The 12,760-nt window shown below is 68.4% G+C and carries 11 protein-coding genes; 2 read left to right on the top strand and 9 right to left on the bottom strand.

Going from position 1 to position 12,760, the window contains the following annotated elements; all coding sequences use genetic code 11:
- Window positions 1-9: 9 nt before the first annotated feature.
- On the bottom strand, window positions 10-642 hold the full coding sequence (locus AC6LKD_RS18240) for a cytochrome b/b6 domain-containing protein (protein WP_498117019.1): 633 nt from the start codon (window positions 640-642) through the stop codon (window positions 10-12).
- Window positions 643-792: 150 nt separating this feature from the next.
- On the opposite strand from AC6LKD_RS18240, the gene AC6LKD_RS18235 reads away from it, so the two are divergent.
- Both AC6LKD_RS18235 and AC6LKD_RS18230 read left to right on the top strand, forming a co-directional pair.
- Window positions 793-1,521 carry a response regulator transcription factor gene (locus AC6LKD_RS18235; protein ID WP_498117018.1) on the top strand — a complete coding sequence of 243 codons (729 nt, stop codon included), beginning with the start codon at window positions 793-795 and terminating at the stop codon, window positions 1,519-1,521.
- Window positions 1,518-2,990 carry a sensor histidine kinase gene (locus AC6LKD_RS18230; protein WP_498117017.1) on the top strand — a complete coding sequence of 491 codons (1,473 nt, stop codon included), beginning with the start codon at window positions 1,518-1,520 and terminating at the stop codon, window positions 2,988-2,990. The genes AC6LKD_RS18235 and AC6LKD_RS18230 overlap by 4 nt, the downstream gene beginning before the upstream one ends.
- 46 nt (window positions 2,991-3,036) lie before the next feature.
- Here AC6LKD_RS18230 and AC6LKD_RS18225 read toward each other — a convergent pair whose 3' ends face one another.
- The 8 genes from AC6LKD_RS18225 to AC6LKD_RS18190 form a co-directional block, all read right to left on the bottom strand.
- On the bottom strand, window positions 3,037-5,619 hold the full coding sequence (locus tag AC6LKD_RS18225) for a PEP/pyruvate-binding domain-containing protein (protein WP_498117015.1): 2,583 nt from the start codon (window positions 5,617-5,619) through the stop codon (window positions 3,037-3,039).
- Window positions 5,616-6,266 (bottom strand): TetR/AcrR family transcriptional regulator, encoded by a 651-nt coding sequence (locus AC6LKD_RS18220; protein ID WP_013393548.1) that lies wholly within the window; start codon window positions 6,264-6,266, stop codon window positions 5,616-5,618. The genes AC6LKD_RS18225 and AC6LKD_RS18220 overlap by 4 nt, the downstream gene beginning before the upstream one ends.
- A gap of 85 nt (window positions 6,267-6,351) precedes the next feature.
- Window positions 6,352-7,509: an NAD(P)H-dependent flavin oxidoreductase gene (locus AC6LKD_RS18215; protein ID WP_013393549.1), complete on the bottom strand. Its 1,158-nt coding sequence runs from the start codon at window positions 7,507-7,509 to the stop codon at window positions 6,352-6,354.
- 89 nt (window positions 7,510-7,598) lie between these two features.
- Entirely contained in the window at window positions 7,599-8,411 is an 813-nt protein-coding gene (locus AC6LKD_RS18210) for an anaerobic ribonucleoside-triphosphate reductase activating protein (RefSeq protein ID WP_013393550.1), read from the bottom strand.
- The gene (gene nrdD / locus AC6LKD_RS18205) at window positions 8,377-8,559 is read right to left on the bottom strand and encodes an anaerobic ribonucleoside-triphosphate reductase (protein ID WP_013393551.1); all 183 of its coding nucleotides are present in this window, start codon (window positions 8,557-8,559) and stop codon (window positions 8,377-8,379) included. Before nrdD ends, AC6LKD_RS18210 begins: the two co-directional genes overlap by 35 nt.
- Window positions 8,560-8,632: 73 nt before the next feature.
- Window positions 8,633-10,627, bottom strand: a complete 1,995-nt coding sequence (locus AC6LKD_RS18200; protein WP_498117014.1) for a ribonucleoside triphosphate reductase — start codon at window positions 10,625-10,627, stop codon at window positions 8,633-8,635.
- A 120-nt stretch (window positions 10,628-10,747) separates the two neighbouring features.
- A complete protein-coding gene (locus tag AC6LKD_RS18195) occupies window positions 10,748-11,098 on the bottom strand; it encodes a DUF3325 domain-containing protein (protein WP_492276885.1) in 351 nt (116 codons plus the stop codon).
- Window positions 11,095-12,702: a PepSY-associated TM helix domain-containing protein gene (locus AC6LKD_RS18190; protein WP_498117012.1), complete on the bottom strand. Its 1,608-nt coding sequence runs from the start codon at window positions 12,700-12,702 to the stop codon at window positions 11,095-11,097. The genes AC6LKD_RS18195 and AC6LKD_RS18190 overlap by 4 nt, the downstream gene beginning before the upstream one ends.
- Window positions 12,703-12,760: the final 58 nt, after the last annotated feature.

Raw genomic sequence — 12,760 nt, 5'->3', positions numbered from 1 at the left:
GTGGGCTCCTTATTTGCCGCGGATCATCGCGATCAGGCTGCGCGGCACCAGCGCTACCATCACCAGGTGGACCGCCACGAACGCCGTCAGCAAGGCCATGGCGATGAAATGCACGCGGCGCGCGGCTTCGTATCCGCCCATCAGTTCGCGCAGCAGGTCGAACTGCACCGACTTCCACAGCACCAGTCCGGACAGGACCAGCACGGCGATATCGGCCATCACGAACAGGTAGGCCAGGCGCTGCACCTGGTTGTAGCGGCGCGGGTCGGCGTGGGCGAGCTTGCCGCGCAGTGCCGCGCCCAGGTCGGCGGCCAGGCCGCGGATGCTCAAGGGGAAGAACTTGCGCCAGAGGCGGCCGGTGGCCAGATTCATGGCCAGGTACAGGACGCCGTTGAAGAACAGCAGCCACATGCCGGCGAAGTGCCATTGCAGGGCGCCGCCCAGCCAGCCGCCCAGCGTGATCTCACGGGGAAACACGAAGTCGAACAGGGGCGAGGCGTTGTAGATGCGCCAGCCGCTGGTGACCATGATGACCACGGCCAGGGCATTGAGCCAGTGCATGATGCGCAGCCAGCCCGGATGGATGGGAGCGTTTGCCGGCGGCATGGACGGCGCGTCGTGGCTTGCGGGAGTGGCCAACATGGCGGGGCTCCGGAGGGCTTGTTGTCGTTGGAGCCATTCTTCTCCGGGGCCGATACCGAAGTCCTCACGCAAACTTAAATTAATTGTGATAACTCGGCGGCGCGGATTGGCGACAATAGGCGCATAGCCCCTCTATAGAGTTTCCCGCCCATGGACACGCCCCGACGCGTACTCATCGTCGAAGACGACGCCCACATCGCTGAACTGCTGCGCCTGCATCTGCGGGACGAAGGCTATGCGGTCGAACATGCCGCCGACGGCAACGAAGGCATGCGGCGGCTGGAGGAAGGCAGCTGGGACGCGCTGGTGCTGGATCTGATGCTGCCCGGCATCGACGGCCTGGAGATCTGCAAGCGGGCCCGCGCCATGGCGCGTTACACCCCCATCATCATCACCAGCGCGCGCTCCAGCGAGGTGCACCGCATCCTGGGCCTGGAGCTGGGTGCGGACGATTACCTCGCCAAGCCGTTCTCCATGCTGGAACTGGTGGCGCGGGTGCGGGCGCTGCTGCGCCGCAGCGACGCGCTGGAGCGCAATGCGCGCATCGACGCCGGCAGCCTGGCCCTGCATGGCGTGTCCCTCGATCCGGTGGCGCGCACGGCCGAGGTCGACGGCCGCCGGCTGGACCTGACGCCGCGCGAGTTCGACCTGCTGCATTTCTTCGCGCGGCATCCGGACAAGGTCTACTCGCGCATGGATCTGCTGAACCAGGTATGGGGCTACCAGCACGAAGGCTATGAACACACGGTCAATACCCACATCAACCGGCTGCGCACCAAGATCGAGGCGGACCCGTCCGATCCGCAACGCATTCTGACGGTCTGGGGCAAGGGCTACAAATTCGCCGCGGGACCGGCCGGCGCGGGAGGCGCATCATGAAGCGGTTCACGCTCACCCAACGGCTGTCGGCCGTGTTCGCGCTGCTGTTGCTGGCCTGCTGCGGCGCTTCGGCGTGGCTGCAGATCGCGGCCAACTCCCGCTACGAGCAAGAGGTCGTGCAGCGCCTGTCCAGCGGCCTGGCGCAGCACATCGCCGGCGCCAACGAATTGATGGACACCAATGGCTGGAAGCCCGCCGCGGTGCGCTCGCTGTTCGACATGCTGATGGCGGTGAACCCCGCGGTGGAGGTCTATCTCCTGTCCAACGACGGCCGCATCGTGGGCGATGCCGCGCCCGCCGGCCAGATCAAGCGCGACCGCGTCGACTTGGGCCCCGTCCAGCGCTTGCTGGCGGGCGAGATGCTGCCCATCACGGGCGACGATCCGCGCAGCCTGGACGCGCGCAAGGTCTTCAGCGCCGCGCCGGTGCGCGTGGGCGGTCAGGAGAAGGGCTATGTCTACGTGGTGCTGCAAGGCCAGGCGCACGACGCGCTGGCAATGGCGGTGTCGCGCAGCTCCGTGCTGCGCACGACGCTGTGGTCCATTGCGCTGGTCGCTCTGCTGGGGCTGGTGGCGGGCCTGGCGGCCTTCGCCTTGATCACGCGCCCGCTGCGCGGCCTGACGCGGGCTGTGCGCGCCTTCGACGGCGACGACGGGCAGGCCCTGGCCGCGCTGGAGCGTCCGGGCGACGCCTCGGACCGCAATGGCGACGAGATCGCGGTGCTGCGGCGCAGCTTCGTGCAGATGGGCAAGCGCATCTCGGACCAGTGGCGCGAATTGACGCGCCAGGACCAGCAGCGGCGCGACCTGGTCGCCAACATCTCGCACGATCTGCGCACGCCGCTGACTTCGCTGCACGGCTATCTGGAAACGCTGAGGCTGAAGGACCAGTCGCTGGATCCCGACGAACGCCGCCGCTACCTGGACATTGCCTTGGCGCAAAGCCGCAAGGTCGGCCGCCTGGCGCAGGAACTCTTCGAGCTGGCGCGCCTGGAGTCCGGGCTGGTGCGGCTGGAGCCCGAAACCTTTTCCTTGCCGGAACTGGTGCAGGACGTGATCCAGAAGTTCGAACTGGCGGCCGAGGCCCGCCAGCAGCGCCTGACCACGGATATCCCGCAGGAGCTGCCGCCGGTGCGCGCGGACTTGGGTCTGATCGAGCGTGTGCTGACCAACCTGCTGGACAACGCGATCCGCCACAGTCCGCCAGGGGGGCTCATCGAATTGCGGTTGGGCAGCGCGCAGAACCTGGTGCAGGTGCAGGTCAGCGATACCGGCGAGGGGATTCCGCAGGCGCTGCGCGCCGGCCTCTTCACCCGGGCCAGCGCCTTGAACCGCGGCCCGGGCGATGGCGGCGGTCTGGGATTGGTGATCGTGCAGCGCATTTTGCAGCTGCATCACAGCGAGATCAGGCTGGTGGACCACGCCGGATCGGGCGCGGTGTTCCAGTTCGACCTGGCTGCGGCGCGTTAGCGTCCTGGCCCTGTGGCACAGGACGCCAGAAGGCGCTGGGCTGCATTTACTCGTCGCGAGCGCCGGGGTTGGCAGCGCGAACCAGCCGCCGCACCGTGCCGCGCGATGCGTCCACCTCCAGGACGTCGCCCGTGGCGACCTGTTGCATGATGCCCTGCACATTGACCACCGCCGGGATGCCGAACTCGCGCGCCACGATGGCGCCGTGCGACAGATAGCCGCCAGCCTCCATGACCAGCGCGCCCGCTCGCAGGAACAGCGGCGTCCAGGCCGGGTCGGTGGACGCGGCGACGAGGATGCCGCCCGCCGGCATGGCCAGGCCTTCGGACGGCGTGCGGGCCACGAAGGCGCTTGCCCGCGCGCGGCCGCCAGCGGCGGGGGTGCCGTGCCAGGCTGCGGCGGAACCGGAATCGCCAGTTGCGGGGGACGTCGGTACGGCCGCGCGGGCCTCGGCGTATTCGGCGTATTCGGCGATGACGTCGCGATCCGGGGTCGAGGCCCACGACTCCAGCTGCGCGCGGCGTAGGGCGGCGCGGTGGCCCGCGGCGGCGGGAGCCAGCCTGGCTTCGGCCAGGGCGACGAGTTCGGCGGCGGTCAGATGGAAGACGTCGTCCGCGGCGGCCAGGCCGTCTGGACGGACGAAGCGCCGGCCGAGCGCAAGGGCATTCTTGCGGGCCACCGCCAGATAGGCCACCAGCACGCTGCGCGCGGCTTCGCGCTGCCTGCCTTCGAGGCCGGCCGCGGTCAGCAGCTTGGCGGCCAGCGGGCGCTGCCAGAAGGGCAATGCCGCGCGCAGGCGCTGGCGGGCCTGGCTGGCCGAGCTGTCCTGCCGGGCGCGCAAGGCGGCAAGATCGGCGTCGGCCAGTTGCAGCACGCTGTCCAGCAGGTAGGCGGGGTTTTCGCGCCAGCGCGGGTTGCGCAGATAGGTTTCATAAACGGCGCGGTGGCCATACTGGCGCAGGAAGTCCGCGAAGGCCTGCTTGAAGGGACTGCCGTCCTGCAAGGCGCTGTGCCAGCCGGCGCTGTCGCGCGCCGGATCGCGCAGCCAGTCCATGGCCTGCGCGTCGGCGGCAGCCAGCCTGGCCAGCGCCATCAGGGCGTAGCTCTGTGCCGCCGTCACGCTGGGTTCGCCGCCGGCCAGCAGCGCGGCCGTCAGCGCGTGGCCTTCGCCCGGGCAGGCTTTCTCGACCATTTCCAGCAGCTTATGCAGCGCGCCGCCGCCTGAACCCTGCAGGAAGAAAAGTTGGTCCGCCGCCAGCACTGTGTGGAACTGCTCCCGCAAACGGGCGCCCAACTCGGCGTTGGACGCGGGCGCGGGCTGGTCCAGCCAGGCCTGGGCGCGGGCGAACAGTCGCGGCAGGTCCAGTTCCGCCTGCTTGCGCAAGGGGGCCGCGCGGCGCAGGTAGCGCAGGATGCGCGCGCCATGCCGCAGGCGTTGCGCCAGCGTCAGGGGCGGCACCGCGATCTCGGGCTGCGGGCCGCCCAGCAGCGCGTTCATGGCTTTCGGCGGCACGCCCAGCGCGTCATGGCCGACCCACTGGATGACGGAGGCGTCCAGATAGACCCGGCCCTGGAACAGCGCCGCCAGCCGCACGCCTGGCAGGGTGGAGTAGCCGCTAAGTTCAAAACCCGTGGTCAGCATGCGTTGCGCCATGACGCGGCCCGTATCCCATTCCAGCGCCGACATGGCCAGCGGCAGGACCTCGCGGGTGTTGCCGCGCGACCAGTACGCGGGCTGCGCGCGCAGCGCCGGATAGGTGTGGCGCGCCGCCGCGGTGATGGGGCGGGCCTGCACGATCCAGAAGCGTCGTCCATCCCAGACCCATTCGATGTCATAGCCGCCGCCGGCATAGTCCAGGGCGCGCGCCGCGTCGCGCACGATGTCGCCCAGGGCTTCGGCCTGCGTGTCGGTCAGCACGGCCTGGGCCGCGCGCGCGGCGGGCGTGGGCGCAAGCACGGTGCCCGAGGCGCCGGCGGGCTGGCTGGCGTGGCGCTTGGCGCCGATGCGGCGCGCGGCCAGGGGCCATGCCTGGCGCAAATAGTCTTCGCGCAGGCGGTATTCGTCGCCGTCCGCCTCGCCGTCGACCAGCGATTCGCCCAAGCCCCTGTTGGCGTGGATGAGTATCTCGTCATGCCGTCCCGAGACCGGGTCGATGGTGAAGGCGATGCCGGAGGCGGCGGCGTCGATCAGCGGCATGACGACCACCGCCATGCCGGCCGGGTTCAGTCCCAGTTTCTGCCGGTAGGCGCAGGCCTGCGGCGTCCATTGCGAATCCCAGATCTGCCGGACGGCGTCGATTGCCGCTTCGGCGCCGTGCACATTGAGGCAGGACAGATGGATGCCCGCGAACGAAGCGCCCGCCGAGTCTTCCTGAGGGGCGGACGAACGCAAGGCCAACGGCCGCTCGAGCCAGCCGCGCGCGGCGAGTTCATCGCGCAGAGCCTGGGCCACGGCGGGCAGCGGCGCCTGGCCCGGCTCGCGGTTCAGGCTGAGCGTGGCGGGCAGCACGAAGCCGTCCGGCACAGGTACGCCCAATTGCGCCATGCGGCCCAGCTGCCAGCCCTTGCCGCCCGCGGCCTGGGGGCCGGCCAGCGCTGCGCCGGCCCAATCCAGCACGGCGGCAGTCATGGCGCGGCCGCGGGCGCCACGCCGCGCACGAAGAGGCTGATGGCGGCGTCGAACTCCGCCTTCAGGCTGGCGCCGGGCAGGTCGAGCCAGCGCAGCATCGCGCCCAGATACAGGAATTGAAGCAGGTGGGCCAGTTGACTGGCGGCAAGATCGGTCCGGGCCTGGCCAGCGGCCTGCGCCTCTTCGATCAGCGCGGTGTACAGCGCCTGCATGCCGCTGCGCGGATAGCGGTCGTCGTCGCGTGTGCCGGGCTGCAGCGTCGACAGCCGGTAGCGCAGGTAGGGACCCAGATAGGCGCGGTGCGATTCGGACCAGTGCGCCGAGGCATGCAGCAGCCGCGTCAGGCGCTGCGCGAGGGACGGCAGGGCACGCAGCGCGGGCTGGAGCGCGTGGACACTGGCGGCCAGTTCCTCATGGAAGCGATGCGCGAGCAGGGCTTCCTTGACGGGAAAATGGTTGTAGAGCGTTCCCTTGGATACGTCCGCCTGGGCGGCGATCTGTTCCATGGTGACCGCGTCATAGCCCAGGGTTTCGAACAGCCGCCAGGCGGTTTGCGCCAGATGGTCCAGGGTTTGCAGGCGCTTGCGTTCGCGACGCCCGGCTTCGGGGGCCGTGGATTCGGAGGGGGGAAAGGCGGAAGAGTCCATGGTGGCGGAAATAATTGAACGACGAATAATATTGTACGTCGTTCAATTATTATCCGAAAGTCCGCCCTCAGCGAAGCCGGCGGTCTCAAGCGGTGGCGGGCATCTCGCCGTGCAGCAGGTAGTCCATCAATTCACGCACGGAGCGCATGGCGCTGCCGAAGGGCAGCTTGGAGGCGCCGCGGAAGAACAGCCCGCGGCTGACTTCGCCGCGCATGGCGGCCGCCAGCTTCAGGTCGATGCAGAATTGGCCGAAGCGCGAAAGGCCGTCGCGCAACCCGCATTGCGTCAGGCAGTCCATGCGCTGGCTGCAGCGCCGCGCGTCGCAGCGGGTGTTGGCCTGCAGCGTTTTTTCCTGGCGCAGATAACGCGTCAGCCAGGGCGTTTCCACGGCGCGGGCGGGCAGGCCCGCCACGCTGGTGAATTCGGCCAGCTTGTCCGGATCGGCGTCGATCAGCACACGCTTGAAGTTCTCGTGCGCATCGCCTTCCTGGGTGACGGCAAAGGCCGTGCCGACCTGCACGCCGTCGGCGCCGTTGGCCAGCCAATGGCGCACCTGCTCGTGGCTGCCGACGCCGCCCGCCACGATCAGGCGCGGCGCGTCCGAACCCAGCGCCAGTTCCTGGAACAGCTTGTGGCAATCGGCCAGCACGTGCTGGAAGTCGAAGCGTTCGCTGTGGATGTCGTCCAGGCGGGCTGCGCCCAGATGGCCGCCGGCGTGGCCGGGGTGTTCGATCACCACGGCGTCGGCCATGCGGCCCTTTTTCATCCATTTCTTCAGCACCACGGCCACGCCGCGCGCCTCGGACAGGATCGGCACCAGCGCCACCTTGGGATAGTCGGCCGTCATCTCGGGCAGGTCCAGCGGCAGGCCGGCGCCCATGACGATGGCATGGGCGCCGCTTTCGCAGGCCTGGCGCACCAGGGCGGGATGGTCGCGCACCGCCTTCATCACGTTTACGGCCACCAGGCCGCGGCCTTGCGCCGTGTCCAGCGCCGCGCGTATTTCGCGGTCCAGGGCTACCTGGTTGGCGCCGTCGATGACGTCGCGGTCATGGCAGCGCTCGGTTTTTTCCATCAGATCGGGATGGTGATGGCGCAAATCCACACTGGCGATGGTGCCCATGGCGTTCTGGCTGGCGACCGCGCCGGCCAGGCGATGGGCGGATACGCCGACGCCCATGCCGCCCTGGACAATGGGCAGCAATTCGCGTCCGGCGAGGGTGAGTGATTTGAACCACGTCATGATGAGTCTTTCCTCTTTTCAAGTGGACAGAGGCTAGAGCAAGGGGGAGAGGGTCGCCTTGCGCAGGATCAAGCGGAGCAGCACCCCGCTCAGCGATAGGCGAACTCCTCGAACCATTGCATCAGCAGCGCCAGGGCCGGCGCGCCGAGCGCGCGCACCGGCGGCGCGTCGGGCGAGCGGCGCGCGCCCTGCACGGCAAAGCGGCGCACGCCGCGGCGCGCCAGCTCGCGCGCCAGGGCCAGCAGCCGGGTTTCGTCCAGCCAGTCCGGATGCCAGGTGATGCGGCATTCGAAGTCGATGTCGGCAGCCAGCAGCTGCGCCAGGCACGCCAGCGCAGGGCGCTGCGAGTCGCGCCGGCCGGTGATGTCGTCATAGCCCTGGGCGTCGGCCTTGATGTCCAGGCCGACCCAGTCGAGGTACCGCAGCACGTCGGCCAGGCGCAGGGGGTAGATGCCGGCGGTATGCAGCCCGACGCGGTAACCCATGCGCCTGACGTCGCGGATCATCTGCGGCAGGCGCGGCTCGCTCAAGGGTTCGCCGCCGGAAAATACGATGGCGTCGAGCAGGCCCTTGCGCGTTTCCAGGAAGGCGCGCGTCTCGCGCCAGTCGTAGCGCGCGGCGCGGGTCTGCAGTTCGACGTTGTGGCAGTAGTGGCAGCGCCAGGGGCAGCCCGCGATGAACACGACCGCGGCCAGTTGCCCCGGCCAGTCCACGGTGGAAAAAGGCACCAGCCCGCCGACCGCGGGCGAATGCCGCGGCAGGGGCTGGGCCACCGGTTGCGGCGGCGCCGGGTAGGCCGGCCGCGCGGTCAGCCGCCGCGTGCCCGGGCCGCAGCCCGGGGTGGACGCGGCGGCTTGTGGCGCGCCTTCAGGCGCTGCGTTCGACGAAGAAGCGGCGTTCATTGAATTCGCCCTGTTTGCCGGTGTTGAAGGAAGCGACGGGGCGGTGGTAGCCCATGACGCGGGTCCAGATTTCGCAGCGCACGCGCTGGCTGTCGTCCAGCCGCAGGGCGGGAGCGGTGGTGACTTCGGGAGCGATCAAGGTTTGCATGGCGGTTCCTCAGGGAGTGAATGCCGGGCGGCTGCCCGGCGGTCCGGTTGGGGCCTGTCGTGGTGACCAGGTCCTAGGCCGGGGTGCAGCATGCCGATTGCTTGGCCAGCAGCTCGGCATCGCATTTCGGGCAGAACTCGTGGTGCCCCGCCAGATAGCCGTGGTTGGGGCAGATGGAGAAAGTCGGCGTGACCGTGATGTAGGGCAGCCGGAAGTTCGACAGCGCGCGGCGCACCAGCTGCTTGCACGCGGCGGCGGAAGACACGGCCTCGTTCATGTACAGGTGCAGCACGGTGCCGCCGGTGTACTTGCCTTGCAGCGTTTCCTGCAGCTCCAGCGCATGGAAGGGATCGTCGGTGTGGCCCACCGGCAACTGGCTGGAGTTGGTGTAGTAGGGCTGAGTCTCGCTGCCCGCCTGCAAGATGGCGGGATAGCGCTTGCGGTCCTCGCGGGCGAAGCGGTAGGTGGTGCCTTCGGCGGGCGTGGCTTCCAGGTTGTACAGATGGCCGGTCTCTTCCTGGAATTCGGTCATGCGGGCGCGCACGCGGTCCAGGAGGCGCACGGCCAGGGCGTGTCCCGCCGCAGAGGTGATGTCCTCGGCGTCGTCCGTGAAGTTGCGGACCATCTCGTTGATGCCGTTCACACCCAGCGTGCTGAAGTGGTTGCGCAGAGTGCCCAGATAGCGGCGGGTATAGGGATAGAGACCCTGGTCGATATAGCGCTGCACCACTTTTCGCTTGGTTTCCAGCACATCGCGGCCCAGCTCCAGCAGATGGTCCAGGCGCTGCATCAGCCGCGCTTCGTCGCCGCGGCAGGTATACCCCAGGCGCGCGCAGTTGACCGTGACCACGCCGACCGAGCCGGTCTGCTCGGCCGAGCCGAACAGGCCGTTGCCGCGCTTGAGCAATTCACGCAGGTCCAGCTGCAGGCGGCAGCACATCGAGCGCACCATGTGCGGTTCCAGGTCCGAGTTCAGGAAGTTCTGGAAGTAGGGCAGGCCATAGCGCGCCGTCATCTCGAACAGGCGCTCGGTGTTGGGATGGTCCCAGTCGAAGTCGGGCGTGATGTTGTAGGTGGGAATGGGGAAAGTGAATACGCGGCCCTTGGCGTCGCCGGCCATCATGACCTCGATGTAGGCGCGGTTGATCATGTCCATCTCGGTCTGCAGTTCGCCGTAGGAGAACGGCATTTCCTCGCCGCCGATGTACGGGATCTGCTCCTTCAGGTCCGGCGGGCAGGTCCAGTCGAACGTGAGGTTGGTGAAGGGCGTCTGCGTGCCCCAGCGGCTGGGCACGTTGAGGTTATAGATGAGTTCCTGCATGGACTGCTTCACTTCCGCGTACGTCATGGCGTCGCGGCGGATGAAGGGCGCCATGTAGGTGTCGAAGGAACTGAACGCCTGCGCGCCGGCCCATTCGTTCTGCAGCGTGCCCAGGAAGTTGACGATCTGGCCGATGGCCGCCGACATGTGGCGCGCCGGAGTCGCTTCCACCTTGCCGGGGATGCCGTTGAAGCCTTCGGTCAGCAGTTGGCGCAGCGACCAGCCGGCGCAATAGCCGCTCAACATGTCCAGGTCATGGATGTGGATGTCGCCTTCGCGGTGGGCGCGGCCGGCTTCGGGCGCGAACACGTTGGACAGCCAGTAGTTGGCGGTGACCTTGCCCGCCACGTTCAGGATCAGGCCGCCCAGGCTGTAGCCCTGGTTGGCGTTGGCGTTGACGCGCCAGTCGCGCTGATCCAGGTATTCCTCCATGGCGCTTTCCACGTCCACCAGCGTGTGGCGCAGCGAGCGCAGCCGGGCGTGCTGTTCGCGGTGCACGATGTAGGCGCGCGCGGTGCGCCAGTGGCCCGCCTGGACCAGGGCTTCTTCGACGCGGTTCTGGATGGTTTCGACGCCAGGGCAGGGGCTGCCAGCCAGCGCGGCGATGACGCCGTCGGTCAGCGTTTGTGCGCCCGCCAAGTCCAGTTCCCCGGTGCTCTGGCCGGCCGCCGCCATGGCTTGGGCGATCTTGTCGCGGTCGAACGCCGCGATCCGGCCGTCGCGCTTGAGGATGTGCTGGATATGCATGACTGACACCATATGTAGTAGGGTGTGAAAACTCTACCACCACATATGGTGCGCGTATCGCCTCGCGCGGCTGGGATGTCAGTCTTGCTTGATGCGCATCAAACGCGCGCTTCGGAAGCTTCAGAAGCCGATGCCGACCCCGGCCAGGGATATCGCCACGGCCAGCGCGGCGGTGCCGGCGGCCGGGCGGGGCGCCCAGGACAGCATGCCGACCCAGAGCAGGGCGCCGGCCGAGAGCCAGCCCAGCCATGCCACCACGCCCACGGTATTGCCCCACAGCCCGACGCAGGGCAGCAAGGCCAGCGCCAGCAACAGCACGCCGGCGCCGCGCAGCACGCGGGTGTGGCCGGCGGACGGATCGCGTCCCCAGATTTGGTCGTAATGGCGCGGCATGGCCAGGCTCAGGCAAGCCATGCCGGAGTAGGTCAGCAGCAGCGCCATGGAAATTGCGTACAGGTCGTTGATGTTCATGCGGCCGCCTCTGCGTCACTGCGGGGATTGCGCCGGGCGGGCGCGCTTGCGGGCCGTCGCCACAACAACAGGGCCGCCCAGCCCGATAGTACGCCGAACGCGACGGACGTCAGTTCGACGCCCGCGCTTTCCCAGTCGCCGCGGGCGATCTGCGCCAGGGGATGGTCGCCCAGGGTGACGAGCGACAGCACCGGCAGCAGCAGGCACAGCGCCGACAGCAGGGCCAGTTGCGAGATCCAGGCGCGGCGCGGGCTGCACAGCCAGGCATGCGCCAGGGTCAGCGCCCATATCGCGAAGAAGCAACGCAGCTCCCACAGCGCGCGGTTTTCCAGCGCCACGGGCAGCAGGCGGTTGGCCCAGAAGTAGCCGATGCAGGCGATGGCCAGTCCGGCCAGCGCGGCCACGTTCAAACCTTCTATCAACCGGTACACGCGCGCCGTCGCGCTGCCGAATTCGCCGCCATGCTTGGCGCGACGCTTGACCATGAACAACAGCGCGCCCGTGCCCATCATGGCCGCACCGGCCAGGCCGCAGATGAAGTACAGCCATTTCATGGCCAGGCCGCCGAACTTGACCATATGCAGACCGCTCATCACCTGGAATGTCAGGGAAGGCGCGCCGCCGTGGACCCCGCCTGGGGGCCGTACGCGCAGCAGTTCGCCGCTGGCGGAAAATTCGGCCATGCCGGTGGTGGCGCTGATGTTCCTGGCGTCGTCGGTGGCTTCATTCCAGCCATAGACGCCGATGCGCATGGAGCTGTCTTCGGGGTTGTTGATGACGATGGCGCGCGCCGTCTGCCCGATCAGTTGCTCGCCGCGGGCCACGATGGGTTCCAGCGCCGGCATGCTCTGAGCCACGCCGGTGCGCGCAGGCCGGTCCTCGCCGGACAGTTCGGCCAGGAAGAGGCGGCTGGCCCGCGGGTCGGCGCCATAGGTTGCCGCGACGGGGGCGGGCATCAATATCGCGCTCGATATCACGATGCCGGTGTAGGCAATCATGAACTGGAAGGGCAGTGTCAGGACCGCCACCGCGTTGTGCGCGTCCAGCCAGGAGCGCTGGCCCTTCTTCGCGCGGAAGGTGAAGAAGTCCTTGAAGATGCGCTTGTGCGTGACCACGCCCGAAATCAGGGCGACCAGCATGGCCATGCTGGCAAAGGCGACGATCCACAGGCCCAGGCCGGCGTCGTGCAAGGTGTAGTGGAAATCCACGAAATGCGAGCCGCCCTGCGTTGCGCGGGCTTCGGCCTCGTGGTGGTCGTCAAGTTCCGCGCCGGTGTCGGGGTCCAGTTCGGCGTCGGCATACTGGCCGTTCTTGTCGAACCAATAGGCGGTCAGCCCGTTGTTGTGAAAGCGGTCGACCGGCCAGATTTCCCACATACCCGCGCCCGCATGGTTGCGCGCCATATAGTCCACGGCCAGTTCCAGCCGGCGGGCGCGGTCTACCGGGACGCTTTCCTTTTGCGCGGCCCGTGCTTCCGCCTCCTGGTGCTCGGGCGTCATCCAGTGCGTGATGGGTTCGGAGAAAACGGCCAGCGAGCCCGTCAGGAAGACGGTGAACAGCAGCCAGGAAAACCACAGGCCGACCCAGGTGTGGAGCCAGGCCATGGACAGGCGGAAACCGGATTTCAGGACGAGCCTCTTTCTTGTTGGTGCCGCCGCGAGC

The sequence above is a fragment of the Achromobacter sp. D7-1 genome, assembly GCF_059760445.1.
The sequence above is the reverse complement of the archived record's forward strand: the minus strand, read 5'-3'. Positions and strand labels throughout refer to the sequence as shown.

What these genes read in the sequence shown, in the direction of transcription:
- nrdD (WP_013393551.1), bottom strand. Translation starts at nt 8,559, where the DNA reads ATGCAAACCTTGATCGCTCCCGAAGTCACCACCGCTCCCGCCCTGCGG.
- AC6LKD_RS18235 (WP_498117018.1), top strand. Translation starts at nt 793, where the DNA reads ATGGACACGCCCCGACGCGTACTCATCGTCGAAGACGACGCCCACATC.
- AC6LKD_RS18200 (WP_498117014.1), bottom strand. Translation starts at nt 10,627, where the DNA reads ATGCATATCCAGCACATCCTCAAGCGCGACGGCCGGATCGCGGCGTTC.
- AC6LKD_RS18195 (WP_492276885.1), bottom strand. Translation starts at nt 11,098, where the DNA reads ATGAACATCAACGACCTGTACGCAATTTCCATGGCGCTGCTGCTGACC.
- AC6LKD_RS18240 (WP_498117019.1), bottom strand. Translation starts at nt 642, where the DNA reads ATGTTGGCCACTCCCGCAAGCCACGACGCGCCGTCCATGCCGCCGGCA.
- AC6LKD_RS18220 (WP_013393548.1), bottom strand. Translation starts at nt 6,266, where the DNA reads ATGGACTCTTCCGCCTTTCCCCCCTCCGAATCCACGGCCCCCGAAGCC.
- AC6LKD_RS18190 (WP_498117012.1), bottom strand. Translation starts at nt 12,702, where the DNA reads ATGGCCTGGCTCCACACCTGGGTCGGCCTGTGGTTTTCCTGGCTGCTG.
- AC6LKD_RS18210 (WP_013393550.1), bottom strand. Translation starts at nt 8,411, where the DNA reads ATGAACGCCGCTTCTTCGTCGAACGCAGCGCCTGAAGGCGCGCCACAA.
- AC6LKD_RS18230 (WP_498117017.1), top strand. Translation starts at nt 1,518, where the DNA reads ATGAAGCGGTTCACGCTCACCCAACGGCTGTCGGCCGTGTTCGCGCTG.
- AC6LKD_RS18215 (WP_013393549.1), bottom strand. Translation starts at nt 7,509, where the DNA reads ATGACGTGGTTCAAATCACTCACCCTCGCCGGACGCGAATTGCTGCCC.
- AC6LKD_RS18225 (WP_498117015.1), bottom strand. Translation starts at nt 5,619, where the DNA reads ATGACTGCCGCCGTGCTGGATTGGGCCGGCGCAGCGCTGGCCGGCCCC.